21 protein-coding genes are annotated in these 24,034 nt (G+C 65.6%); 2 read left to right on the forward strand and 19 right to left on the reverse strand.

Going from position 1 to position 24,034, the window contains the following annotated elements; all coding sequences use genetic code 11:
- Nucleotides 1-139 precede the first annotated feature (139 nt).
- From CFI00_RS20760 to CFI00_RS20835, 16 genes are all read right to left on the reverse strand, one after another.
- Complete coding sequence (locus CFI00_RS20760) at nucleotides 140-1,228, reverse strand: hypothetical protein (protein ID WP_207082854.1); 1,089 nt, start codon at nucleotides 1,226-1,228, stop codon at nucleotides 140-142.
- Between the two features lie 118 nt (nucleotides 1,229-1,346).
- Entirely contained in the window at nucleotides 1,347-2,024 is a 678-nt protein-coding gene (locus CFI00_RS20765; protein ID WP_207082855.1) for a hypothetical protein, read from the reverse strand.
- 416 nt (nucleotides 2,025-2,440) lie between these two features.
- A complete protein-coding gene (locus CFI00_RS20770; protein ID WP_207082856.1) occupies nucleotides 2,441-3,433 on the reverse strand; it encodes a glycosyltransferase family 4 protein in 993 nt (330 codons plus the stop codon).
- Nucleotides 3,430-3,816: an acyltransferase gene (locus tag CFI00_RS20775; RefSeq protein WP_242532542.1), complete on the reverse strand. Its 387-nt coding sequence runs from the start codon at nucleotides 3,814-3,816 to the stop codon at nucleotides 3,430-3,432. Before CFI00_RS20775 ends, CFI00_RS20770 begins: the two co-directional genes overlap by 4 nt.
- Nucleotides 3,817-3,966: 150 nt before the next feature.
- Nucleotides 3,967-5,409 (reverse strand): oligosaccharide flippase family protein, encoded by a 1,443-nt coding sequence (locus tag CFI00_RS20780; RefSeq protein ID WP_207082858.1) that lies wholly within the window; start codon nucleotides 5,407-5,409, stop codon nucleotides 3,967-3,969.
- Nucleotides 5,406-6,200 carry a glycosyltransferase gene (locus CFI00_RS20785; RefSeq protein ID WP_207082859.1) on the reverse strand — a complete coding sequence of 265 codons (795 nt, stop codon included), beginning with the start codon at nucleotides 6,198-6,200 and terminating at the stop codon, nucleotides 5,406-5,408. The genes CFI00_RS20780 and CFI00_RS20785 overlap by 4 nt, the downstream gene beginning before the upstream one ends.
- Nucleotides 6,201-6,363: 163 nt before the next feature.
- Nucleotides 6,364-7,557: a glycosyltransferase family 4 protein gene (locus CFI00_RS20790; protein ID WP_207082861.1), complete on the reverse strand. Its 1,194-nt coding sequence runs from the start codon at nucleotides 7,555-7,557 to the stop codon at nucleotides 6,364-6,366.
- Nucleotides 7,554-8,831 carry a heparinase II/III family protein gene (locus CFI00_RS20795; RefSeq protein WP_207082862.1) on the reverse strand — a complete coding sequence of 426 codons (1,278 nt, stop codon included), beginning with the start codon at nucleotides 8,829-8,831 and terminating at the stop codon, nucleotides 7,554-7,556. Before CFI00_RS20795 ends, CFI00_RS20790 begins: the two co-directional genes overlap by 4 nt.
- A 682-nt stretch (nucleotides 8,832-9,513) precedes the next feature.
- Nucleotides 9,514-10,779 (reverse strand): UDP-N-acetyl-D-mannosamine dehydrogenase, encoded by a 1,266-nt coding sequence (gene wecC / locus CFI00_RS20800; protein ID WP_207082863.1) that lies wholly within the window; start codon nucleotides 10,777-10,779, stop codon nucleotides 9,514-9,516.
- A complete protein-coding gene (wecB, locus tag CFI00_RS20805) occupies nucleotides 10,776-11,936 on the reverse strand; it encodes a UDP-N-acetylglucosamine 2-epimerase (non-hydrolyzing) (RefSeq protein WP_207082864.1) in 1,161 nt (386 codons plus the stop codon). Before wecB ends, wecC begins: the two co-directional genes overlap by 4 nt.
- On the reverse strand, nucleotides 11,933-12,595 hold the full coding sequence (locus CFI00_RS20810; protein ID WP_207082865.1) for an acetyltransferase: 663 nt from the start codon (nucleotides 12,593-12,595) through the stop codon (nucleotides 11,933-11,935). Before CFI00_RS20810 ends, wecB begins: the two co-directional genes overlap by 4 nt.
- Nucleotides 12,588-13,199, reverse strand: a complete 612-nt coding sequence (locus CFI00_RS20815; RefSeq protein ID WP_207082866.1) for a sugar transferase — start codon at nucleotides 13,197-13,199, stop codon at nucleotides 12,588-12,590. The genes CFI00_RS20810 and CFI00_RS20815 overlap by 8 nt, the downstream gene beginning before the upstream one ends.
- Complete coding sequence (locus tag CFI00_RS20820) at nucleotides 13,196-14,341, reverse strand: DegT/DnrJ/EryC1/StrS family aminotransferase (RefSeq protein WP_207082867.1); 1,146 nt, start codon at nucleotides 14,339-14,341, stop codon at nucleotides 13,196-13,198. The genes CFI00_RS20815 and CFI00_RS20820 overlap by 4 nt, the downstream gene beginning before the upstream one ends.
- Nucleotides 14,338-16,197: a nucleoside-diphosphate sugar epimerase/dehydratase gene (locus CFI00_RS20825; RefSeq protein ID WP_242532543.1), complete on the reverse strand. Its 1,860-nt coding sequence runs from the start codon at nucleotides 16,195-16,197 to the stop codon at nucleotides 14,338-14,340. The genes CFI00_RS20820 and CFI00_RS20825 overlap by 4 nt, the downstream gene beginning before the upstream one ends.
- Before the next feature lie 163 nt (nucleotides 16,198-16,360).
- The gene (locus tag CFI00_RS20830) at nucleotides 16,361-18,151 is read right to left on the reverse strand and encodes a DUF4012 domain-containing protein (protein ID WP_207082868.1); all 1,791 of its coding nucleotides are present in this window, start codon (nucleotides 18,149-18,151) and stop codon (nucleotides 16,361-16,363) included.
- A gap of 82 nt (nucleotides 18,152-18,233) precedes the next feature.
- Nucleotides 18,234-18,650, reverse strand: coding sequence for a hypothetical protein (locus tag CFI00_RS20835; protein ID WP_207082869.1), 417 nt, complete (start codon nucleotides 18,648-18,650; stop codon nucleotides 18,234-18,236).
- A 213-nt stretch (nucleotides 18,651-18,863) separates the two neighbouring features.
- Here CFI00_RS20835 and CFI00_RS20840 point away from each other — a divergent pair, with 213 nt between their 5' ends.
- Nucleotides 18,864-20,258, forward strand: coding sequence for a polysaccharide biosynthesis tyrosine autokinase (locus tag CFI00_RS20840; protein ID WP_207082870.1), 1,395 nt, complete (start codon nucleotides 18,864-18,866; stop codon nucleotides 20,256-20,258).
- A 37-nt stretch (nucleotides 20,259-20,295) separates the two neighbouring features.
- Here CFI00_RS20840 and CFI00_RS20845 read toward each other — a convergent pair whose 3' ends face one another.
- The gene (locus CFI00_RS20845; protein ID WP_207082871.1) at nucleotides 20,296-21,120 is read right to left on the reverse strand and encodes a 3-keto-5-aminohexanoate cleavage protein; all 825 of its coding nucleotides are present in this window, start codon (nucleotides 21,118-21,120) and stop codon (nucleotides 20,296-20,298) included.
- A 17-nt stretch (nucleotides 21,121-21,137) separates the two neighbouring features.
- Between CFI00_RS20845 and dtd the strand changes: the two genes are divergently transcribed.
- Nucleotides 21,138-21,566, forward strand: coding sequence for a D-aminoacyl-tRNA deacylase (gene dtd / locus CFI00_RS20850; protein WP_207082872.1), 429 nt, complete (start codon nucleotides 21,138-21,140; stop codon nucleotides 21,564-21,566).
- Here dtd and CFI00_RS20855 read toward each other — a convergent pair.
- Together CFI00_RS20855 and CFI00_RS20860 are read right to left on the reverse strand one after the other, a co-directional pair.
- On the reverse strand, nucleotides 21,563-22,657 hold the full coding sequence (locus CFI00_RS20855) for a family 16 glycosylhydrolase (protein WP_207082873.1): 1,095 nt from the start codon (nucleotides 22,655-22,657) through the stop codon (nucleotides 21,563-21,565). The genes dtd and CFI00_RS20855 overlap by 4 nt on opposite strands.
- Before the next feature lie 106 nt (nucleotides 22,658-22,763).
- Nucleotides 22,764-24,020: a hypothetical protein gene (locus CFI00_RS20860; protein WP_207082874.1), complete on the reverse strand. Its 1,257-nt coding sequence runs from the start codon at nucleotides 24,018-24,020 to the stop codon at nucleotides 22,764-22,766.
- Nucleotides 24,021-24,034 lie beyond the last annotated feature (14 nt).

Genomic DNA, 24,034 nt, shown 5'->3' on the forward strand with positions numbered 1-24,034 from the left:
GTGGCGCTCCGCCGAAGCCCTCTGAGATGGAGCCATCGCGCTATCCGGTAAAAGTATAGAGCTCTGTGCACATGAGCAGCCTAGGCCCCCGGGATGGCATCCATTGCATCGGGACGGTTTGAACGTCCCGCCCTGTTTCCTATGAGTTCCGTGAGAACGGCTGGCTCGCGTAACGGGGCGCCCGCGACTGCTCGGTGACCTCTGCGCCAGTACGCGTGTCTTCCCGAACGGCTGCCCGACGTTGAGCGTTGAGTAGCACCAAGGCAATCCAGACTGTGTATTGCGCCAAGAGTCCGACGATCATGCCCAGCCCAAGAACAGCCAAGGCCGGTATACGCAACTGCCAACCTGCACCGCGGAATGGCAATAGCAGGAAAGTCGCCGTGAGAGCCAGCATCAGCGTGCCTACAACTCCAAAGTGGGCTAGAGATTCAAGCACCGCGTTATGTGGCGCGACAGGCTGTGCGGCGATGACTTCCTTCGGGACACCAAAGAGGAGGCCATGATCGGTAATCAAGCGCCACCAGGTGCCATAGATGGATGTTCTTGATCCCGCGTCGTTTGATAGGTCCGCAAATCGAGACAACGAGCCGCCCTCCGTCACCAGTGGAAGGCCAGCGGACACCCCGGTCACACCCAGAAGAACAAATCCCGCCCTCCGGGAAACGTTGCCTATCGAAAGGCAAAGAAAAACGAGGCTAATCGCAGCGGACAACATAGCGAAGCGTGCCGCCATGAGCGCAATACTCAATGTCATGACGCCAGCGCCGAGCGTGATCAGCACGCTGAGCGAACCCTTGTTACGCGCGGCCAAGTAGACGCCACAAGCGATCCCCACTAGTAAGATGGCAGCGGCCGCGTTGGGGTCGAGGCCGGGAAGAATGCGGCGACTGACCAAAGCAACATCGCCATCCACTTGGTCGGCTACGGTTATGACCGACGCAGAAAGGTTGCGAAGCGCGAACGCCATAGCGCCCAGGTATCCGCCCCAAGCCGCGCACGCAAGGCCTCCCGTCTTTATGCTAGCGGACAGATAAATGGCGATCAGGATCCCAACTGCCACTGATACCGCATAGATGCCCGGCTCGATCGCGATTATCGCAACCGCCGCGAGGAGGCACCACAAGAGCCGTGCGGGAGACCAAGTCTCAAGAATCGAATTTGCGTCTCGCACTACGAATACGACGACTAAGACCCCTAATGCGCCGGAGACGCCGACGAAACTCAACGCTCCCGACAGTAGGGTCAGAAGTAGAATCCCTACCCTAACGTGGGGGCTTGGGTGAAGAAGCAGTGCCGCTCCTATAAGGAGGGCTCCAACGAGCAACACGACGCTCTCCATCGCGCTAGCTTGCCCCATCGATGCCGAAGAACCATCGAAGATGGTCACCGTGCGCCGCAAGAGTCCAGTTCTTCCCAACCGTGGCGAGACGGCGCTCGCGCCCAGCGCCGCCTTCTCGCCAAACCTCGTAGAGAAACTCGGCCAACTCGGTGAGATTGCCATCCTCCGCGACTTGGGTAGCCAACCCGTCGGCCGTGAGCCGGTCCATGTGCTCCCAGGTGGCGCGGGAACCGATGACGATCGCACCAGCAGCGAGCGCCTCGCCAAGCTTTACCGGCGACGCGACTGAATTTGCAGCGGCATCGGCTCGTACCATCCAAGAACCGGTGGCAGCCTGCAATCTGCGTAGCACGTGCGCGCGGTCCCCAACGGAGGATGCGAAACCCGCCTTCGACGCGCGCTCACGCAGTCCAGCGTCCTCCGAGACGACCTCAACGTCGATCCCACACGAGCTTAGAACCCCGAGTTGAGCGACAACTCGATCCGAGTCCTGCCACGCCTGTGCGCCTCCCGCGAAAACCACTAGGGGCCGAGCGGGCATCGACTCGACCGGGGTGAGTGTCCTTGGCTGCAGGTTGGGCACGACCACCACATCACCGCACGCCACCTCCTCGATCCTCAAAGCCAACCGACTAGATACGGTCATCACACGATCGGCGCGGCGCCAGGCGCGAGTCTGCACCCGCCTCAGCAAGCCCAACCTCGGCCGGGTTGTTCCGCGTAGCTCGGCCTCAGCGACGATGTCCCCTCGGCAGTCGAATACGATCGGAACGTGGCGCCTAGCTATCCTCCGAGCTACGAACGCCACTTGGATCGTGATTGCATCGCGTGCGTAGATCGCCCTCGGGGGCGCCGCGCGTAGCGTGTTAACCAGACTGCGCAGAAGCGCGGCGTGCCGCCGCAGTTGCCCCCCACCGCCGTGCCGCTCCACCGAAACGAACCATGCGGGTTGAGAGTCCCCCTTTACAACGTGCATAACGTGAACCTGCTCAGGCGTCACGCCAGCCACCTGCAATTGCTGCACTAGCGTCGCCTGCACGATAGCGTCAGCGGGGTCACGACCAGTCAGAGCCAGCAGGGCCGCGGTTGGACGTGCTGTCATCTTTTCATCGCCTCGTAGTGCTCGACCAACATCCCGGCAACATCTGACCAGGTCGTGCACGGTCGCTCCGTTCGAGTGCCCACGACGTTAGCGAGCGCCTTACGGAACGACTCCCGGTTACCGTAGGTGAACGTTGCATCCGGAGATCGATCTCTGTCGGAAACCAGATGTTCTGGCATTACGACTGGAGTCTTGGCCGCGAAGGCCTCATTGATCACAATGGGAGCAACCTCTGACTGCGAGTTCAGCACGAGCGCACGAGCTCCGGCGTAAAGGTCGGCGAGGTCCATCGAGTCAGGAGGGAACCCACCTAGGAATCTCACTCGGCGCCCTTCAGCCGCCGCCTGGCATCCGCCGTAATAAGCGGCCTGCCCGACCGGAGCCTGGCCTACGAGAACGAGGTCAGCAGCTACGCCGTCCCAGTTGTCGATCAGCCAACGTTGACCCTTGTTGGGCCAAAACTGACCCACGTGAAGGTAGTAATCATCGGTGCCGGCAAGAAGACGCCCATTCTCCGGACGGCCGTGGCGGAACACGTCGGCCACGCCGTTGGGGACCCGAACTACGGCTTTGGAGCGGCCGTACAATTCGAAGAGCGCTTGCTCAGTTTCATGCAAAGCAACGGCGACGTCGGCTTCCTGGACCAAAGCGATGACACGTGAAAGGTCCTGATAAAGAGGGAAGCGTGAAAGTGCGAGGCTGCGCCGCACCCGCTGCCCAACCGACCCGAGGGTGCCGGTGCCGAGAACGGGTGAAAGGACGGTTGGGATGCCGTGCTCCGAGAAGGCCTCATGAACTGGCAGCAATGTGTGGTCGGCCGAGAAGAAGTGCGCCACGTCGTAGGCTCCACGCTCGACCCCGTCCCAAGGATTCCACAGCACAACATCATGGCCCATGCGCTCAAGCGCTTCCTTTGTACTGCGGATCTGTCGCTGCAGTCCGCCGGGATTCAGTCCGCATCTGTTGTGACTGATGAACGCGAGCCTCATGCAGGACCTCGTCGGCTTATTTGCTTCGCAGGATTGCCACCCACAATCGAGTTGGACTCGACGTCCTTAGTCACGACGCTCCCCGCGGCCACCACCGCGCCGCTACCAATAGTGACCCCCTTCAGGATGGTAACGCGTGCACCGATCCATACATCGTCCTCGATGACAATTGGCTCGTACTCGCCCATTCCCTGTTGATTCATTGGCCTCGATAGGTCGCCGAAGACATGGTCGCGGCCGTAGATGAGGGCTTGAGGACCCATCATGACGTTGTCGCCGATGGTGAGATCAGCTCGGATCCACGCATCGATTCCGATACCTGAGTTATCTCCGACACTGACAGTAGTCCCCCAACCGAAGTCGGCACCGTGTTCTATGTTCACTCTCGAACCACAGGATCTGAGTAACGGTGCCGCAGACCCCGCCCGCAGTGCTTTGTAGATCTTTCCCCCCGGGGCGCCAGACTGGGGAAGATCCCTACAGAGTCCATGATACGCGAGGAAGGCAATCCATCGTCCCAACTTACTCATATATTAGCCTTCCTTGGGTCTAAGTTGCGCCAGAAAGATATTCACGTGACTTCGAAGGCTTGCGGCGGCTAGCACGATAGCGAGCACAGCCAGGCCCAATAATCCAGCAATCACGGCCAGTGGCGAGTCGTACAATGATGTCAATGCGGCATGTAACAACTGACCTACCGGCCAGCTGATCAAGGTCAAGCCGATGGCGCCCGCATAGAATCTAAACGGAAGACCGTTAGTGCGCAGAAGCGCACGCAGAACGTAGATAAGGGCCGCAACTGCGCCACCAATGTACGCAATGCCGAAGTGAATCAATTGTTGGGTGTAGGTAGCCACGACGAACCCGCCGACGTTGACGGCCGTCAACAAGGCGCCGGCTCGGATCTGTGCCTGTAGTTGAGCCGTCGCCTGCAGCACCCACAACATGTTTGCGTAAATGACTTGGAATGCGGCGGCCACAGCAAGTACGCCAAGTAGGGGCGCGGCCCCCGACCACGGCTCCCCGAGAACCACGGCAACAAGTTCACCCGAGAACGAGGAGACCACCATTAGAGGGACGGAGAAGCCTGCGATGCAGGCGATCAGGAACCTCCGATGGACCGCACGGATCTGGGAACGCTCGTTCTGATGTCGCGACATTGCACTAAAGGCCACGCTTCCCACGGCCGTATAGACCTGACCTAAAGGCGAGAAGATCAGCGCGAACGCTCGACTGTAGAGGCCGAGCGGGCCGGCCCCCAATGTGCGGGCGATGAGGAATGTGTCCAGGTTCTTCGAGACGAGCATCATCGCCTCGTGCAAGGTCTGCCCTCGAGCGAAGGCGAAAAGGTCGCTGCACCCGCGTCGACTGGGACGCCCGACAGCGGAGCGCGCCGATTTCGTCCAGAGACCGCCCGCGAGCACTAGCTGGTACACAATTGCCTGAACCACGAGGGACCAGTATGACGGCGCCAATAATGCGTGGGTGAGTCCACACACTAAACCGGTTCCCGCCGCCACTAGGTCGACGCGGACAAGCCGACCGAAGTTCATCGCCCTGCGCAAGAGTGCGCGAGGTACGCCGGAGGCAGCCTGTACCGGGATGATTAGGCACATGGCAAGGATCGCTTCTTGAAGCTCCGGCATCTGCATGAAGCGGGCGACGCCTCCCGCGGTGATAGCCAGCGTTGAGCTCAAGGCCGCGGCTGCACCCAGGGCCAGAATCAAGGCGCTGCCAACATGTTCGGCTCGAATCGCCTTATGTTGAACAAGAGCCCAGGAACTGCCTATCTCAGACAAGTACGCGACGATCAGCACCAAGCTCGACGATACGGCGAACAGGCCAAATGACTCGGGGGCCACCAATCGGGCGAGGATGACCATCCCAGCGAGATTCAGAATCATCCGGGCGACGGCACCGGAGGTGCTCCAAGCGGTGGCGCGCACTACCGATGGCTGTTCCTCAATCAAAGTCATCGACCCCGGCCCGCCCGCACCGTGCGGATCACCTGATCGGCTACCGAGACCCCCAGTCCCGCGCCATCGCTCACCACTCCCCCAAACAGTAGCGTCAGCACCACGTCCTCGCGATTGAGGGAGCAGAGTTCGACACCGGCAGGTCGCGGGACGACATCACTCGCAACCACACGCAACCCCAGATCTAGAGCTTCTCGCACCACCATGGCATCGCCGTCGGTGGTGGTCGCCCGCAGAAGCACGTCGTGACGCTCCAGCTCTGTATGGATGTCGTCCGGGTCAAGGTTGACGAGCACGTGCACACCCGCCTGACGAGCGCGCTCGGAGGTAGTAACGGTCGATTGCTCGTCGCCGTAGGTAATAAGCGTCCAAGATACGGCTGACAGGCGCTCGTCACGCATCAGATCTAGTACGAAATCGAGGCCGTACAACTCCATGCCGTAACCCACGAAGAAGACCACTGCGGGGCTCTTTCCGCGTTCAACTCGATGCAAGGCAGGGTGCCGCTTGTCGGCGCCAGAGGATGAGCTGTCGGCGACAGCGGACGAGTAGGGCGACACGACTTGCGTGGAACTTCCACCCAAGGAGTCGATCAGCTCGGCCAGGTCAGCGTTCGTCGCCCAAGTCTCATGTGCCAGTGAGAATCCAATTCGAGCGATCACTCGACGCAACGGGGAAACCACTTGGACAGTTAGCGTGCCGCTGTGAAAGTAGACGACCGTGTGGGCCCCGCTTAGAAGACGTGATGCCGTAACGAACAGAAGGCGAAACACGCTGGAGACGTTGTGCACGTGCACTGCTTTGCGCTGCGTTAACGCCGCGCGCAGCGCAGAGCGTTCACGCCAGTCAACAACGATGTGATCGACTGACTCTCGCGTGAGGGCTGCGGAAAGCGACTGGACGCAACGGGTGACACCCCCCAACGGCGGTGGGCGGCGTCCCCAGACGATGACCTCAGGCACACGCCACCTCGGCCAACATGTCAGCCAGCCGCTTGGCCATGGCAGAGCGAGATTGGTGCACCTGCAGCCAGGCCAGTCCGGAATGGCCGATTGCGTCAAGATGGGCGCGATCCGCTTGAGCGAAACTCCGAAGCCCCAGCGCCAAGTCGCCGGGCTCCACAGCCCAGCCGCAGCCTGAACGCTCGACCCAATCCCCGACCAGACCTGGCGAGTTAGTCAGGACCGGCTTCCCGGCGGCCATGTAGTCGAATAGCTTATTGGGGCTTACAGCGGTGCGAAACAGCTCAACGTCCGCTAGCACGTGGAGCCCCAGATCCGCGGCTGCGAGCACGTCGCCAATCTCAGTCTTTGGCACTGGATTCATGAACCTGACGTTGTGCAAACCACGTCTAGAAGCTGTGTCCTGCAGATCAGCCTTGGCTACTCCGTTCCCCACCAACACCACATCGACCGGGAGATCAGCAACCTGCTCGGCCGCGTCCAGTACAAGGTCGAGCCCATTCGCTGGTCCGTGTGCTCCTGCGTAAACGGCTGTTAGCCGGGTAAAGCCGTAGCGGTCCCGCAGCACCTCGCGAGGCGCTGAAGGTTTGAAGTCGTCCGGGTCGGCACCGTTGGGCACGTAGACGATCTTTTCCCTGGGAATCCCGCGGCTGATCAGTTCAGCCTCCACACCCGGAGCCATCACGACGATCCGGTCAGCTTGGGCGTAGAGCAGCTCCTCAAGCACCGTCAGAGCTCGGTACACCGGGCTCGAATCACTCATCTGACCCATGTGAACCAAGATGTGCGGCCACAGGTCACGAATCTCTAGCACAAACGGGATGCGGCGCCACTTGGCCAGCACAAGACCAGCCAATCCAGCCAGCAGGTGCGGCGAGGAGGCATAGACGACGTCGACCCGCTTCTGACGTAGTCCCTCCCGCAAGGCGTTCCACGCGTAGCTCGCCCAGTTGAGCATCCGGCGCACGCCGTTCGACGTGTAACTGACGGTACTCACTGGAAGCACTCCCGGCTCAACTGCGACGACATCGCCCGTGAGGTGATTCTTGTCCGCGACGATGATGAGGTGCTGCCAGCCTTCGAGCCTGGCAAACAGTTCCACGTGCCGGGTGCCTCCTGCCTGGCCGCGTGGAGCAGCGAAGTGGTTCAAGACCAGGACGCGCGACTCGAGTTGCTTCTTGATCATTCACATACTCCTACCGCCGTGATTTGCACCCGCTCCGCCCCGAGGGCTAGGCGCACTTCGACCGACGTCTGCTTCCACCCGAACTCCACATCCACCTCGAGAGGTACTCCGTAGCCCCACTTCTTCTGGCCGTCGAGTGGATCAGCAGCAACGAGCCAGGTTGATGCCTCCCACGCGCCGTAGGTGCGACTGTGCCAGCCACTCCACGGAGCATCCTCACCGTGAAACTGCTGGACGTCTTCCAACCCAAAGAACTCCTCAGCACCCACTTCGTCGCCGAGAGGGAGAGTCATCGTCCAAGTGCCGCCAGGAAGCTCCACCGCGTCTACCACGGTCACGCCCTCGGAGTGCAACAACACCAAACGAGCTACGCGACCGTGTACGTCGGCGAAGGCGTCGTGGACGGCGAGCAACGCAGTCGCGTCGCCTAGCTGCTGGACTCGGGACGAGGAGGGGGTGATCGAGCGCAACCACCGGAAGGCGCGGTGCGGCTCCAGTTGGTCTCTGCCCGCCGGCACCCACACGGGGTGCGCCGCGGACGTGCGGAAGCCGTTCCGGATATGCAAGGGGCCGTTGTACGTGCCGGTGCCCGGATCCCGGGTAACCCAATTCGTCCCGTCCCGAATCCAGACAGACGTCACATCTGCGTGCTGGTGGCTCGGTCCACTGCCCGCCTTGATCCAGACTCTGCGCTGGCCGCAATCAATGCGCACGAAGTCACCCGCCCGGACCGATGTCTCGGTTGAGCGTGGAACGACTTTCTCGCCAACACCTGTGACGTACCAAGCGAGCTCGTCGTGTTCGTCGAAGTGACGAGCCGGGATGCCGTACCCGGAAAGGGCGAGTGCAGCGAATGTGCTGCCGACCGTTGACCCCGCGTTAGATGAGTCCGCTAGAACTCGTCCCTCGTCCCAATCACCGAACTGCGGCACTGGGCCGTCGAGGACGCCCAGCTTCACCAGATGAAGGCCCGCCTTCTCGAGCGCCTCGGATATCTCACACGGCGCGTCACCGATAAGTTGCCGGACGCAGAGCATCTCAAGCACGAATCGGTGATAGGAGAGGGAGTCCTCGATCATCGAACCGTCCGGGCGCATGTGACGACGCAACTGCGCCACCATCAAGCGGTCACCTATGCGCCGCCAGCGCTCGCCCGGGCCGGGGAACATGGACCCCAGGACGACGAGCCCAAGACCGTCGCCCAGGAGATGGTTGTTCTTCATACTGCTCACGGTGTATGGCAGTTCCACAAGGATGTGACGGGCGCTGGCCATCAACTGATGGTCCAGTTGGGCGCGGAGCGCGCCATCGAACCGATCCCCCACAAGCGCGATGACCTGCGCCCAGGCAATAGCGCGTAGCGCTAACTCAAGACTCGAATACCAGTGAACGCCTCGTTCTGGACGGCATTCCGCGAGCCATCGTTCTAGCATCCCGACCAAGTGGTCGAACCAAGGACCATCCGGATCCAGGACAGCGGCCCTCGCCAAGACGACAAGATCGCGGTGACGACCCGCCTCCCAAACGAACTTGACGTCAGAAAGGCGCGCATCCGTTCGGATGTCGATCCGCCACCAGGGGGTGGACGGCGGCCATAGCTGGCCGGTGAGCGGGTCGAGGCTCCATGGCGCCAATGAGCCAGTGCGGACCCGGTCTCCGAAGACGCGGGTGCCTTCAGTTCGCACGAGTCTCGCATCGTCGAGGCACCGGGCACGGGCAGCATCCCCAACAGGAACTTGGTTGCCGAGCGGTAGGGCAACGCTCGATGGCACCGCTTCCGGGTCAATCGCTCGGAAGAGCAAACTGTGGAGGTTCGTCCGCTTCGAAGTCTCGTACATGGCGCGTAGAGGCGCTGACGCTCCCAGCGCCCTGATGTCGCGCAGAACGCGAGTTGCTGCGTGCGTAATGGGCGAGGACGGCGGGCCCACGATCACTCCTGCCTTCGTATTGGTCGGCTCATGCGCGGCCGCGCCAAGCCCCTCGTGTGTCGAGCACCGATTTGTTCGCGAGTGCCTCGGCAGGCAGATCGCTGAAGCGTCTGTGGTCGACCAGGAGCGCCACAACCTCAGACTCCGCGAGAGCTGTACCTAGCGCGGTGAGCTCCACATTCTTAATTGCGGAGAGTTCCAGCGGAAGGAAGTCGACGTGCGGCTCCACAACAAGCAACCGGCGATTGGGCTCGGCCGCGGCAAGTTCCTTCACGATCTCGACTGCCGGCGATTCCCGTAGATCGTCGATGTCGGCCTTGAACGCGAGGCCTAGCAACGCAACCGGCTTCTCGTTTGGCGCCATGAGTCCGCGCACTCGCTGCACGACCTCGCCCGGACGCGCGTCGTTGACCTCCCTGGCTTTGCGGATCAGTTGGGCGTGCTCAGGGGCCGCGGCGACGATGAACCACGGGTCAACGGCAATGCAGTGACCGCCGACCCCGGGGCCGGGGTTCAGCACGTTCACCCGGGGGTGGTGGTTCGCAAGCGAGATGATCTCCCACACGTCGAGGTCGAGATGCTCGCATATGTGGGCGAGCTCGTTGGCAAACGCGATGTTCACGTCGCGAAAGCTGTTCTCGACGAGCTTGGCCATTTCTGCGCTGGCCGCATCAGTGAGGACGATTTGCCCCTTGCAGAACACCTCGTAAACCTCGGCCGCGCGAGCCGCGCAGCCCGGGGTGATGCCGCCGACCACGCGGTCATTGGCCACGATCTCGACCATGATGCGCCCGGGAAGAACGCGCTCAGGACAGTGAGCCACGTTCACGCTGGGGTGCTCGGCATCCTGATGAGGAAAAGTCAGGTCAGGCCGAGCAGCTGCAAGCCACTCACTGATTTTAAGTGTCGTCCCAGGCGGCGATGTCGACTCGAGAATGACTATTTCACCACCCCGCAACTGCGGCGCTATGGCTTGGGTTGCTGCCTTCACGTAGGAGAGATCCGGCTCATATCCATCCTGAAATGGAGTCGGCACCGCGATCATGAAGGCGTCTGCCTGGGGCACCTCGGTCGATGCTGTTAGCGTCCCGCGAGCAACCGCACCTGCTACCGCAACATCGAGATCGGGCTCCACAATAGGCACTTGACCGGCTTGAACAGCCGCGACCGTACGCGCGTTGATGTCTACACCCATTACCTTGACTCCGTGCATGGCCAAGGCAGCGCTCGTGGGCAGCCCAATGTAGCCGAGGCCGATCACCGCGACATCACCGGTCCAAGGGGTCTCGCTCATTCCGTTCCTTTCACGCCGTGCCCAAAGTCGGGCAGGCGGCTGCCGATCTTGAAGAAGTCCTCTAGCGCCGCGATACTGCGCTCAGTAGCTCTGCCGTCGCCGTATGGATTGACTGCGTTAGCCATTTCGTCGTATATCGACTCGTCGTTCAGTAGGCGGTTCAGCCACATACCTACGTCTGACTTATCGGTGCCGACAAGACGAACAGTGCCAGCATCCACAGCTTCCGGTCGCTCCGTGTTGTCGCGCATCACGATGACGGGCTTGCCGAGGCTGGGAGCCTCTTCCTGAACACCGCCAGAGTCGGTGAGGACGAAGCGAGCCCCCTTCATGGCATGGCAGAACTCGTGATAATCCAGCGGCTCACACAATGCGACCTGGGGAAGGTGACCGAGCGCGCCGCGCACCACCTCGCGGACGACAGGGTTGCGGTGCATGGGGACCAACCACCGCACGTCCGGGTTCGCCAAGGCGGCCTCACCTACAGCGGTCATCGCCTCCTGCATGGGATCACCCCACGACTCGCGACGGTGAGCCGTTACCAGGACATAAGGATCCGAACTCTCAACGACTCCGCGAGCGTGTTCGTCCCTTAGCGACACAGGAACCGCGATGGTCTCGAAGAGAGCATCAATTACGGTGTTGCCCGTAACGGCGATGTTGTCCGCGGCGACACCTTCACTCTCGAGGTTGGCTCGCGAAGTCGAGGTCGGAGCCAGGTGCAGGTCGGCGATGCGACCGAGAAGCTGACGGTTGCCCTCCTCGGGGAATGGCGAGCTCAGGCTCCACGTCCGCAATCCTGCCTCGAGGTGCACGACTGGAATCCGCTGATAGAACGCGGCGAGTCCGGCGATGAAGGCCGTCGACGTGTCTCCCTGAACGATAACTGCATCTGGCCGCTCCGCCTCGAGGACGGGCGCAACGGCAGCGAGCGCCCGAGAAGACAGCTCAGCTAGGGTCGCGCCGGCCTGCATGAGGTCGAGATCGTGCTTGGGCACGATTCCGAACAGGTCATTGACCTGATCGAGCATCTCGCGATGCTGTCCGGTCACGGCCACGAGCACCTCAAAGCTCGAATGGCCTTCCAGCCCCTTGATCAAGGGGGCGACTTTGATCGCCTCCGGCCTGGTTCCGTAGATGACCATGATGCGCTTCACAGGTTTACCTCCATGGGTCGTGCCGGAACGCCAACCATCACTGCCCCAGGCGGGACATCCCGCACCACGCACGCGCTGCCTCCGATGACGGCCGCGGCGCCCACGGTGAGCTGATTGAGTACGACACCACCCACACCGATCAGCACCTCGTCTTCAACCACACAATCGCCTGAGACCGACGACGCAGGATTCATGCTGACGAAATCGCCCAGGACGGTGTCGTGCCCCACTGTGGCGTTGGGATTGAGGTGGACGTGCTTTCCCAGCCGGATGTTGGTGGTCACCCGGGCGCCGGCGCAGACCACGGTTCCTGATCCGATTGTGACCTCGGAGCCGATCGTCGCCTGCGGGTGGGTGAGCGTCACCGCTGAGAAGCCAGCGGCGTCGAGACGCTCGGCGATGCGTCGCCGCACCAAGGGAGATCCGATGCCTACGACGTATCGAGGGCGTGCCTCGAGCGCGAGCAGGTCCTCAAGGGATCCCAAGTGGCGCAACCCGCGAGCGCGGAGGCGCCGGGCGTTTGACTCGGTCAGGGCGTCGTCAACGAGCCCAAGAAGGTGCCATGACGGAACGGCGGCAGCGGCGTTGATCGCCTCCACCACATCAACGGTCTCTCGTCCGAAGCCACCGGCTCCGACGATGATCAGGTCATCAGCCACGCGTCGGCCCCATGAATTCAGGCATGGTCACATTGCCGCTGGCGGAGATTCCGTCACGACGAGCCACCTGAGCCATGGTCCGCCAGATGATCTTCAGGTCAAGCAGAAGGTTGCGGTCCTTGACGTACTCGAGGTCCTTGGCGAACTTCTCGTCCCACGTGATGGCGTTGCGGCCATTCACCTGCGCAAGCCCGGTCACGCCCGGGCGAACCTCATGGCGGCGCGCCTGCTCGGGCGTGTAGCGATCGAGGTACCGCACCAGCAGGGGCCGCGGTCCGACCAGGCTCATGTCGCCGCGGACCACGTGCCACAGCGTCGGCAGCTCGTCGAGGCTGGTGGAGCGGAGGAAGGCACCGAAGCGCGTCAACCGCTGCTCGTCCGTGACGAGACCTCGCGACTCGTCCGGCTCAAGCATCGTGCGGAACTTGGCCAGCTCAAAGATCTCACCGTCCTTGCCGGGTCGCGCTTGACGGAAGAGAACGGGCGAACCGAGCTTTTGCCGCACGAGGACGGCAAGCACGAGTTGCATCGGGGCAGACAGGACCAGCGCTGCTGATCCCACCACCACGTCGATGAAGCGCTTGACGGGGTCGTAGGGCGTCACGCAGCGGTCACCCCCAGGATGGCTCGCTCGATGCGCTTGAACTCCCCGTCCGACAGCACGGAACCGGCGGGAAGCGTCAGCCCCCGCTCGAAGATGCGCTCAGAGGTCCCATCGAGCACGCCGTGCAGGCCTTTGGACACCGGCTGGAGGTGCATGGGCTTCCAGACCGGCCTCGTCTCGACGTTGACCCGGTCAAGCGCAGCGCTGAGCTCATCCGCTGACCACGCCGACACGGCGGGGTCGACCACGATCGCGGTCAACCAGCAGTTGTCTCCAGCGTCGTCAGCACCTCCGAGAATGGATACGCCCGGCTGGTCGGCGAAGAGCGCGCGGTAGCGCTCACGCCACGCTCGGCGCCGCTTGAGCATGTCGTCCAAGCGAACAAGCTGGGCGCGACCTAGCGCCGCAAGGATGTTGGACAGGCGGTAGTTGTAGCCGATCTCGGTGTGCTCATAGTGCGGCACCGGTTCGCGCGCCTGCGTGGAGAGCTTCCTGACGTGCTGGGCGAGAGCGGCGTCGTCGGTCAGAAGCATGCCGCCGCCCGACGTCGTCATCATCTTGTTGCCGTTGAACGAGACCACTGACGCGTCCCCGAATGAGCCGGCTGCTCGTCCCCGGTAAGTCGCACCAAACGACTCTGCGGCGTCGCACAGCAGGCGGGCGCCCGCTCCAGTGGCGATCTCGCCGATGGCGGCGTAGTCGACGCACTTGCCGAGCATGTCGACCGGCACGATCGCGGGGACGCTTCGTCCCGCAGCGCGGAGCTGGTCGACTGCTCGCTGCAGCAGCTCGGGACTCATGTTGCCGGTCTCGTCGCAGTCGACGAAGAAGGGCTCGGCGCCGACGTAGCGAATCGCGTTGACCGTCGCGGCGAACGTGAACGTCGAGACGGGCACGACGTCGCCGAGGCCGACGCCCCACGACACCAGGGCAAGGTGGAGGGCTGCCGTTCCGGACGCCAGCCCGACTGCGTGGGCGACGGCGACCCGGTCGGCGACGTCGGCCTCGAAGGCGTCCAGGTCAGGACCCGCCGGTGCCACCCAGCCCGAGCGCATCGCACGCATGACGTACTCCTGCTCGAGCTCACCCACGTCAGGCGGCGAGAGGAGGATGCGCGAGCCGGTCTCGACGTCGACAGTCACGATGCTTCTCCATGCTCGTGGCCGTAGCCGTGGGCTCCTACCAGCTCCGACTCGGACCCGTGCACCCAGTCCTCGAAGGCCTGAAGCAACCCGAGGTGGTGGTGCTCGGTGACGTCGAAGGAGCGCACGACCTTCGACGAAAGCGGCTCCACGTGCGCGTGGGAGACGAGCGGGTGCTTCGAGCGCTCGTCGCTCTCGGCGGAGCCGAAGAGCTCCTCGTGCAGCTTCTCCCCGTCGCGCAGCCCGGTGTAGACGATCTCGATGTTCTTGCCCGACATCGCGATGAGCTGCTGGGCCATGTCGACGATCTTCACGGGCTGGCCCATGTCGAGAATCATCACCTCGCCGTCCTCACCGATCGCCCCGGCCTGGATGACGAGCTGCACCGCCTCCTCCACCGTCATGAAGTAGCGGGTGACCTCGGGGTGGACCACGGTCACGGGCCCTCCCGCCTCGATCTGCGCGGTGAAGGTGTGGAGCACCGACCCGCGCGAGCCGAGGACGTTGCCGAAGCGCACACTGAGGTAGGCGCCCTCCGCGCGACGAGCCATGTCGGCGGTGAGCCGCTCGGCGGCGCGCTTGGAGTAGCCCAGGACGCTGGTCGGGTCCGCGGCCTTGTCGGTGGAGATGTTGACGAAGGTGGTCACGCCGACAGCGTTGGCAGCCTCGAGCACGTTGGCCGTGCCGAGCACGTTGGTCTTCATCGCCTCGTGGGGATATTGCTCGAGCATCGGGAGGTGCTTCAGCGCCGCGGCGTGGAAGACGACCTCGGGGCGGCGGTCCTCGAAGACGCGCCGCAGGGCGCCCTCGTCGCGGATGTCGTTGAGCACCACGTCGGGGCTGTCGAGCAAGGCACGTCCGTGGATCGAGAGCTGCACGCCGTGCAGCGCCGACTCGTCGCGGTCGAGCATGATCAGCTCGGCGGGGCTGAAGCGGTGCAGCTGGCGGCAGAGCTCGGAACCGATCGACCCGCCGGCACCGGTGACGAGCACCCGCTTGCCGGTGACGTAGCCGGCGATCGAGGCGAGGTCGGTGTCGATGGCCGCGCGGCCGAGGAGGTCACGCATGTCGACGTCGCGCACGTCGCGCACGTCGGCCTTGCTAGCGAAGGTCTCGGCGAAGGACGGCAGCACCTTGGTGGTGATGCCGAGCTCGGTGGAGCAGTCGACGACGGCCTTGATGAGCTCCTTGCTGGCGCTGGGGATCGCCACGACGACCGTGGTCGCACCCGTGGCCCGCACGACGCGCTCGAGGTCGGCGACGGTGCCCAGCACGGGGACGCCGAAATGGCGGCGCTTGCGCATCCACGGGTCGTCGTCGAGGAAGCCCACCGGCCGCAGGCCCGCCTCGGGGTGGGAGCGCATCGAGTGCACGAGCCGAGCGCCGCTGGCACCCGCACCCACGACGAGGGCCGGTTGACCTTCCACCGTCGCGAGAAGGCCTAGACGCAGCGTGAGGCGTCGCCAGCCAGCGCGAGCTACGACCATGGCGGACAGGGCGAGGAAGGTCGCGGTCACCGGCAGGCTGCGGGCGACCCAGTGCGGGTCGACCCAGGCATTGGCGACGAAGACAACCGCACCGGCAGCGAACGCTGCCGCACTGAGCACCAGCGTCTCCTCGTTGGTCGCGACACCGACCCGCCCGAGGTAGACCCGGCCCAGCATCCCGAAGAGCCAGTGCAGTCCGATCGCCACGGCGGCCACGAAGGCAGCGTTGCGCAACAGGTCGGCCGTCACCACGTCGTAGCGCACCACGACGCCGAAGAGGTAGGCGGCGGCGAGCGCCAGCGCGTCGAGCGCCATCAGCATCGCCGTCCTGCGTCCGCGCACAGCAGACTCGATCCCCAGCACAGTCATCGACATGTCCCCACATGTGTCAAGCGCCTCCAAGAGGCAGAAAGGCCTTGTTCGCCGAGAACACCCACGGCCCATCCTAAGTCAAGTTGCCCCTGACGCAGCATCGTCTCGCGCGAAGTTCGCGCACGTCCGTCGTTGAAAACGGGGAGAACTCGAGCGCTCGTCATCGCCCCTCCGCTCCGCCGCACGGGGCCGGCACGAACTGCTTGCCTCCTCCGCGCTGCACCCCTGGCGTGCTGATGAGCTCGACCCCGCCGGTGTGCCCGGCGCCGGAGGTCGCTCGCCAGGTCAGGGTCACCACGTCGCCGGGCTCGAGCAGGATCGGCACAGAGACGACCGGGCGTCCTTCGAAGGTGCGGTTCGTGCCGGTCGACTTCACCCCGTTGACGACAACATCGGTGATCTCGCCGCCGGTCGGTGCGACGAGGTCGAAGACGTTGAGGTGGTCACCGCGCGCGACGCCGTACTCCCCCGACCCGGTGACCGTCGTCGGCAGCGATGCCGCGTCGGAGGGGGCGCTCGAGTGGATCCGGAGCTGGCCGCTGAAGCCGATCTCACCGGCGGCACAGGAGACGCTGCTGATGCGCGCGTCGTAGTCGAGGAAGTAGCCCATCTTGGAGCCGGTCGCGTCATTGACGTAGACACCGGCCTGGGCAGCGCCGCCGTCCTCGCTCGGGAAGGCTCCGGCGACGCGGGTCCCGGCCAGTCGATCCTGCTCCGCGTCGATCGTGGAGTGCACCAGCAGCCGACCCTCGGTGGCCCCCCGCGAGAGGGCGGCGACCAGCGCGGACGGGTCGGTCCGCGGGTCGAGGAGCCGGTCGAACGTCGAGGTCAGCACCTCGGCGAAGAAGGCGTCCTCCGCGGCGGGGTCGTCCGCGTAGCGCAGGTAGGGCTCGTGCAGGATCTCGTCGACGAAGTTCGAGCTCGTCAGTCGTCGGCCGTCGACCGTGAGTGGGCCAGTGGCCTTGACCAGGTAGGACAGGGTGACGGGGTCGACCGACAGCACCCCGTCGACGTCCCGGCCGGTCTCCAGCTTCCACCGCGCGGCCATCAGCTCGCCCGCCCGCTCGAAGTCGGGGATGAAGACGGAGTCCTGGAACCACGTGCCCGGCTGCTCGAACCAGATGGCACGCTCCTGCTCGGTCAGCGGCAACACCGGCTCGGCGAGCTCGCCGAACTCGCTGGCCGCCACGGTCCTGCCGAGCGTGACGGTGCCCTCGTCGGCGCGCAGCGGGGCCATGAGGCCCGGCATGCCGCCGAGCGAGCGGGGCTCGGCGTTGTTCTGGAAGACGAGGAGGTAGTCGCGGGCGCCGTCGCGTCCGAGCATCGCCGGCAGCAGCTCAGCCGCCCTGGTCGCGCCGTCGAGCGTGTCGACGCCCTCGTCGACCTGGCGGATCAGGGCCTCGAGCTGCGGGCGGAGCTCGCGCACCAGCCCGCCCACGCGGATGTCGTCGAGCTCGTCCTGCGCGCGGACGAAGCCGTCGCGTGCCTCGGCCAGCGGCGCGGCTGCGCGCGCCACCCGGTCGACCGGGATCCGGCCGCCCCGCGGGGCGAACGTCTCGGCGCTCAGCCCGCTGTCGACCAGCGGGCCGGCGCCTTCACGGGCGACGATGTCGACAGCGCGGGCGACCGCGGCAGTCGCGTCGAAGTCATCGCCGAGGGCCGGGAGCGCACTGAGCACCTGCCACGTGGGCCCCGACGTACGCTCGGCGGCCGCACTGGCATGCGACTGCAGCGAGTCGACGACCGCCGCGGCGCCGTTGGCGTTACCGGCCAGCGCGGCGGGCAGCGCGACGGCCTGCGACCGAGCGGCGCTCAGGTCGCGCTGCACCTGCCAGACCGTCCAGCCGGACCAGAGCGCGCCGGCGACCAGCACCGCGAGCGCCGTCGCGAGCCCCCAGCGCCACCGGCGCCGGGAGGCGCTGACAGCGCGCTCACGCGTGGTTCTCGCCACAGTCCCTTACCCCATCATGGCTGCTGCCCACCGGCGATGCCAGTGGGCAGCAGATCGATTGTCGAACCTGTGAAGCTCTGGATCAGAACTTCTTGCGCACCTTGATCTTCTCGGTGCTCGCCGAGCAGTTGCGGAAGATCGAGGTGGCCTTGGCCTTGGTCTGGAACTCGACGTAATAGTTGCCGGTGCGCTTGAAGCGGAAGAAGCGCTTCTGGGTCCGGTTGGCGGCGCCGCTCCAGAAGGTGCCCGTCTCGACCGTGCCGGTGCGCACGCGGGTGACGGTGTACTTCACCCGGCCCTTGGGGACGATGTTGCCGTCGGCGGTCCACTTGAACTTGACCTTGACGCGGTCGCCCGGGCCGACCTTGGAGTCGGCGGCGACCGCGACGCACGCGGTGTCGACGCTGCGCGGGTAGGGGGCGGCCTGGGCCGCAGGAGCGATCAGCATCGAGCCGAGCGCGGCGAACGTGGTGGCGGCGGCGATGGCCGTCTTCTTCATCTGAAGAACCTTCCGATAAGTGCGGGTGGGACCGTCCCCTGTGTGTCGATCCGAGCCGTCTGCGACAAGGAGGCCCTGACGCCGATGACAGGGGAACGGTAACCCAGGATGTGCACAGATCGGTAAACACCCGAGAAACGTGGTCGAGTTGCCCCGGCCCTCGCCAGTGGCTGACACTGACCGTTCATCTCAGACCCGGGGGACCAACACATCGTGGAACTGTCCGACTACCTGCGCATCCTGCGCCGTCGCTGGCGCCTCGTGGTCGCCACCCTCCTGGTCGTGCTCGTGGGTGCCGCGCTCGTCACCTGGCGGACCACCCCGCAGTACCAGTCCACGACGCAGCTCTTCATCTCCACCAACGCCTCGTCCTCGGCGGAGGCCTACCAGGGCAACCTCTTCAGCAGCCAGCGCCTGTCGTCGTACGCCGACCTGGCCGGCGGCACCGAGCTCGCCACCCGCGTCGTCGCGGCGACCAGCAGTGACCTGACGCCCGCCGAGCTGGCGGCCAAGGTGACCGCGCAGGCCTCCCCCGAGACCGTGCTGCTCAACATCTCTGTCACCGACCCCGACCCGGTCGTGGCCCAGCAGCTCACCCAGACCTACGGCGAGGAGCTGATGGCGCTGGTCGCTGAGCTCGAGACGCCGCCCGGACGCAACCAGCCCGTCCTCAAGGCCACCGTCACCGACGCGGCCACGCTGCCCGGCGCGCCGATCTCACCCAACCCTGTGCGCAACCTCGGCCTCGCCTTCGTGCTCGGCCTGCTGCTCGGCGTCGGCCTGGCCGTGGTGCGCGAGCTCCTCGACACCAGCGCCAAGTCGGCCGACGACGTCACCACGTCGCTCCAGGCCCCGATCCTCGGCACCTTCGTCTTCGACCCCGAGGTCGGCAAGCGCCCGCTCCTGACCGAGATGTCGTCGCACGAGCCGCGCGCCGAGGCCTTCCGCGTGATGCGCACCAATCTGTCCTTCGTCGACGTCGACGCCGAGTCCAAGGCGATCGTGATCACCAGCTCGCTGCCCGGCGAGGGCAAGTCGACCACCGCGGTGAACGCCGCCCTCGCGCTCCAGCAGGCCGGCGAGCGCACGCTCCTCATCGACGGCGACCTACGTCGTCCCCAGGCCGCGGCGATGCTCGGGCTCGACCCGACCATCGGCCTCACGACCGCACTCGTCGGCAAGGTCACGGCCAGCGACGTCATCCTCACCCACGCTTCCGGACTGCACGTGCTGGCCTCCGGCGCGGTCCCCCCCAACCCGTCGGAGCTGCTCCAGTCGCAGGCCATGGCCGGCGTGCTGCGCGAGCTGCGGGCGGCGTACGACGTCATCATCATCGACGCCCCGCCGCTGCTTCCCGTCACCGACGCCGCACTGATCGCCTCGCAGGTCGACGGCGCCGTCGTCGTCGTACGCCACGGCCGGACCACCCGCGAGCAGCTAGCCGCCGCCCGCGAGCGCCTCGAGGCCGTCGGCGCGGTCGTCATGGGCTCGGTCTTCAACATGGTGCCGCGCAAGGGACGCGGCAACTACGGCTCGGGCTATGGCTATGGCTATGGCTATGGCTACGGATACGCCCCGGAAGACAAGCAGCCCGGCGCCCACCGCTGAGCCGCGACGTCGAGAGCGGACCCGTCGCCCGCCTTGCTCAGGACAGCCCCAGCAGCTCGCGGCACTGGGCGGGCGTCATCGGCGTACGCTGCGCGATCCGTCCCAGGTCGACCGCGCGTGCGACGAGCTGGGCGTTGGATTCCACGGGCACGCCGCGGCTGATGGTGAGCACGTCCTCCATGCCGACGCGCAGGTGCCCGCCCATGGAGAGGGAGGCCATCGCAACCGCGAGCGTCGAGCGCCCGATGCCGGTGGCCGACCAGGAGGTGACCTCGGGCGGCAGGGCCGCGACGCCGGCGACGAGGGCCGGCGCGGTGCCGGGCATGCCGCCGGGCACGCCCATCACGAAGTCGACGTGCACCATGGCGCCCGCGGGCGTGCCGTACTCCCGCAGCAGCCGACCCAGCGCGTGCACCTGGCCGAGGTCGAACAGCTCGAACTCCGGGGCCACGCCGCGCTCGAGGGCGAGCTGGTAGAGGTCCTTCACGAAGGGCCAGGGATTGAGGAAGACGTCGTCGCCGAAGTTCGTGGTGCCCATGGTCAGGCTGCACGAGTCGGGCCTCGCGTCGAGCACCTCGAGCCGCTCGTCCAGCGGGTCGTGCACCGACCCGCCCGTCGAGAGCTGCACGACGAGCGAGGAGCTCGAGCGCACGGCGTCGACCCACTCGCGCAGCAGCGACTGGTCGAGCGTCGGCGCGTGCTCGCCGTCGCGCACGTGGAGGTGGATCATCGCCGCTCCGGCGGCCTCGCACTCGGCGGCCGTGCGCGCGATCTCCTCCGGGGTGGTGGGGAGCTGCGGGCAGTCGGCCTTGGCGGTCTCGGCCCCGGTGGGGGCGACCGTGATCAGCAACGCGTCAGACATGGCGGCATCCTTGCACCATGCGTGCGGTCATCCAGCGGGTCCTCTCCGCCAGCGTCCGGGTCGACGGCGAGGTCGTCGGGAGCTTCGACGTCCCGGGGCTCCTGGTCTACCTCGGCGTCACGCACGGCGACGGACCGGACGAGGTGGTGTGGACCGCCCGCAAGATCTGGGACCTGCGCCTGCTGCGCGACGAGCAGAGCGCGAGCGACGTCGGCGCCCCCGTGCTCGTGGTCAGCCAGTTCACGTTGTACGGCGACGCCCGCAAGGGCCGCCGCCCGACCTGGCAGGCCGCAGCACCGGGACCGGTCAGCGAGCCGGCCTACGACGCGGTGTGCGCCGAGCTCGAGCGTCTCGGCGCCCATGTCGAGCGCGGCCGCTTCGGGGCCGACATGCGGGTGGAGAGCGTCAACGACGGCCCGATCACCCTCGTCCTGGACAGTCCCTAGCGCGGACCGGTCTCCCAGACCCGCGCCCAGTCGACGTCCATGTGCTGGGGCAGCTCGCCGTTGAAGCGCGGCAGCTCGTAGTCCGACGACAGCAGGCTGAGGATCAGGAACTCCGGGCGCCCGGACGTCTCCCCCTCGATGCGCTGGGTGACGCGACCGTCGATGCGGAAGACGTACTCCTCGGGGGTCCACTCGACGGAGAAGACGTGGTAGTCGCTCGCCCAGTCGTCGCCGAGCTCGTCCACGTCGGGCAGCCAGCCGCCGAGCGTCTGCTTCTTGCCGGCCTTGTCGAGGAAGTAGGTGAAGCTGGTCAGGCCGCCCTCGGGGTGGTCGTCGCCGAAGTACTCCATGACGTCGATCTCGGCACCACCCTTCGCGGGGCCGCCGGGCTGCTGGCCGCCGACGGCCTGCATCCAGAAGGCCGAGTGCTGCCCCCGCGCGGCCTGGGTCCTGATCCGCGCAGCCGCGAAGCCGTAGGTGAAGGCGTACGAGCCCTCCGTGCCGACGTGGCCGTTGAGCCGGTAGGGGAACTTCTTGCGCCGTCCCGGCAGTTGGCACTCGTCGCCGGGCCGGTCCGGGTCCTCGAGGACGCTGAGCCGCAGCACGCCGTCGCCGACCTCGGCGGCCTCCTGCGCGGCGCGCGAGCAGGTGCGTACGCCGATGTAGCCCTGGTCGCGGGTGGCCCAGCGGCCGTCCGCCTCGTCGACGGAGTCCTCATCGAAGTCGTCGGTGAAGCTGGCCTCCGGGGCGTCGGTGGTGTCCACGGCGGCGCCGATCGCGTCCTCGCCCTCGCCGACCACGACGTGGAGCTCGCCGTCCTCGCGCGAGGTCAGCGCGACGCGGCCCTGGTCGTCGGTCTCTGCCTCCGAGACCGTCTCCCACTCGCTGTCGCCGGTCTGGGCGACCAGGGTGACGGCCGTGCCGGCCTCGACGTCGGCCACGGTCGCGTCCACGACCCAGGCGGCCTCGTCGGCCGCCTCGACGTCCTCGCCGGTGGCGGCGAGCTGGGGCAGCACACGGGCCTGCACAGCGTCAGTCGCGTCGTACGTCGGCGGCGCGGGCGTGCTCTCGGCAGACGAGCACCCTGTCATGGTGACCACCATGACGGTAGCAACAGCTATGGCGGGATGAAGCAAGGTGTTCACATGCATTCGGCCGATCTTGGCCGACAGATCCGCGACAAAGTGAATTCAGGTGTCAACTTCTCATGACCTCGATCATCACCGGGGCCCGTCCTACCCGCAAGAAGCGCCCGGGTCCGATCTCACGTACGGCGCCAGACGCGCTCGTCCGAGTCACTGCACCAACCGGCGCACGCACCGCGCGCCGCTTCCCTGAACCCGACCACACCACGACCCGGTCCACGCCACCGCGGGCGCGGAAACGACAGGTCCGGACGCCGGCACTCCAGGAGCATCCCTTCGGCTTGGTGCCGAGCAGCCAGCCCTTGACCACACCGTAGGCGACCCCGGCCCGGGTGAGGCCGCCCTCGCCGTCCTGAAGCTGCGTGTTCACCGTCTGGTGCCCCTCCCACCGCCACCAATAGACGCGCTCTGCACCGTCGGCGGCATGCAGCACATAGGTCTGCACCACGAAGGCTGCTTGACGGCGCGCGGGGATCCGCGGCGTAGGCGCCAGACCATTGGCGCCGTAGTTGATCTCGCTCGCCCACAGGGGGCCGTCGAAGCCTTCACGGGCAACGGCACGTTGCGCCCACTGCGCCAGAGCAAGTCCTTGCTCAGGCCCCTTCTCCGGGAACGGATAGGCGCTGATGTTGGCAGCATCGACGAAGTCAGCGACGCGCTTGCGGCCCAGGCGTTGGGACCAGTAATCCTTGAACCAAGCCCGGTCGGTGTCGTGGCGCACCGTGAACGACGGGGCAACCACCGTGGCGCCAGGCGCGAACTTGCGCACCGACTTGCCTGCGATCTTGGTCATCTTCGCCGCGTGCGCAGGCGTCCCCGTGTAGAAGAGCGGCACGTTGGGTTCGTTCCACACCTGGTAGTCGACGCGATCTCCGTAGCGGGCCGCCAGCCTCCGCACGAACCTTCCGTACGAGTGCAGGCGGGGCGGCGACGCGTTGGTGGCATGCGCCGGATACGAGGTATGAAAGATCGGAGTATCGACTATGACCAGCAGCGGTTTGGCACCGTGCGCCTCGGCAATGGCGATCTTCGCGTCCGTCTCGGTCCAGTCAAAGGTCCCGGGACTGCGCTCCACACGGTTCCAAGCCAGATGGATGCGGACGGCTCCCGGTGTGAACTGCGGCCACGAAAAGGCTTCCGTGGATCCGATCGAGATGTCCATACCGAAGAACTCGGCCCCGATCTTGCTGGGCCTTGCGCGATCCTGGGCCGTGGCCGCGCCGGTTGGTGCCGCCGACAAAGTCGTCGCGAGAAGCCCGGCTAGGACTACTCCGATCAACCTGCCGCGACCAGACTGGACGTGCGTCACGCTTCCCCCTTGAT

Source organism: Nocardioides sp. S5 (assembly GCF_017310035.1).
Lineage (GTDB): Bacteria > Actinomycetota > Actinomycetes > Propionibacteriales > Nocardioidaceae > Nocardioides.

Bases quoted from the DNA above. Each gene is read 5' to 3' on its own strand.
- CFI00_RS20770 (WP_207082856.1), bottom strand. From the start codon at position 3,433: ATGAGGCTCGCGTTCATCAGTCACAACAGATGCGGACTGAATCCCGGC.
- CFI00_RS20780 (WP_207082858.1), bottom strand. From the start codon at position 5,409: ATGACTTTGATTGAGGAACAGCCATCGGTAGTGCGCGCCACCGCTTGG.
- CFI00_RS20790 (WP_207082861.1), bottom strand. From the start codon at position 7,557: ATGATCAAGAAGCAACTCGAGTCGCGCGTCCTGGTCTTGAACCACTTC.
- CFI00_RS20795 (WP_207082862.1), bottom strand. From the start codon at position 8,831: ATGGCCAGCGCCCGTCACATCCTTGTGGAACTGCCATACACCGTGAGC.
- wecC (WP_207082863.1), bottom strand. From the start codon at position 10,779: ATGAGCGAGACCCCTTGGACCGGTGATGTCGCGGTGATCGGCCTCGGC.
- CFI00_RS20825 (WP_242532543.1), bottom strand. From the start codon at position 16,197: ATGACTGTGCTGGGGATCGAGTCTGCTGTGCGCGGACGCAGGACGGCG.
- CFI00_RS20835 (WP_207082869.1), bottom strand. From the start codon at position 18,650: ATGAAGAAGACGGCCATCGCCGCCGCCACCACGTTCGCCGCGCTCGGC.
- CFI00_RS20845 (WP_207082871.1), bottom strand. From the start codon at position 21,120: ATGTCTGACGCGTTGCTGATCACGGTCGCCCCCACCGGGGCCGAGACC.
- dtd (WP_207082872.1), top strand. From the start codon at position 21,138: ATGCGTGCGGTCATCCAGCGGGTCCTCTCCGCCAGCGTCCGGGTCGAC.
- CFI00_RS20855 (WP_207082873.1), bottom strand. From the start codon at position 22,657: ATGACAGGGTGCTCGTCTGCCGAGAGCACGCCCGCGCCGCCGACGTAC.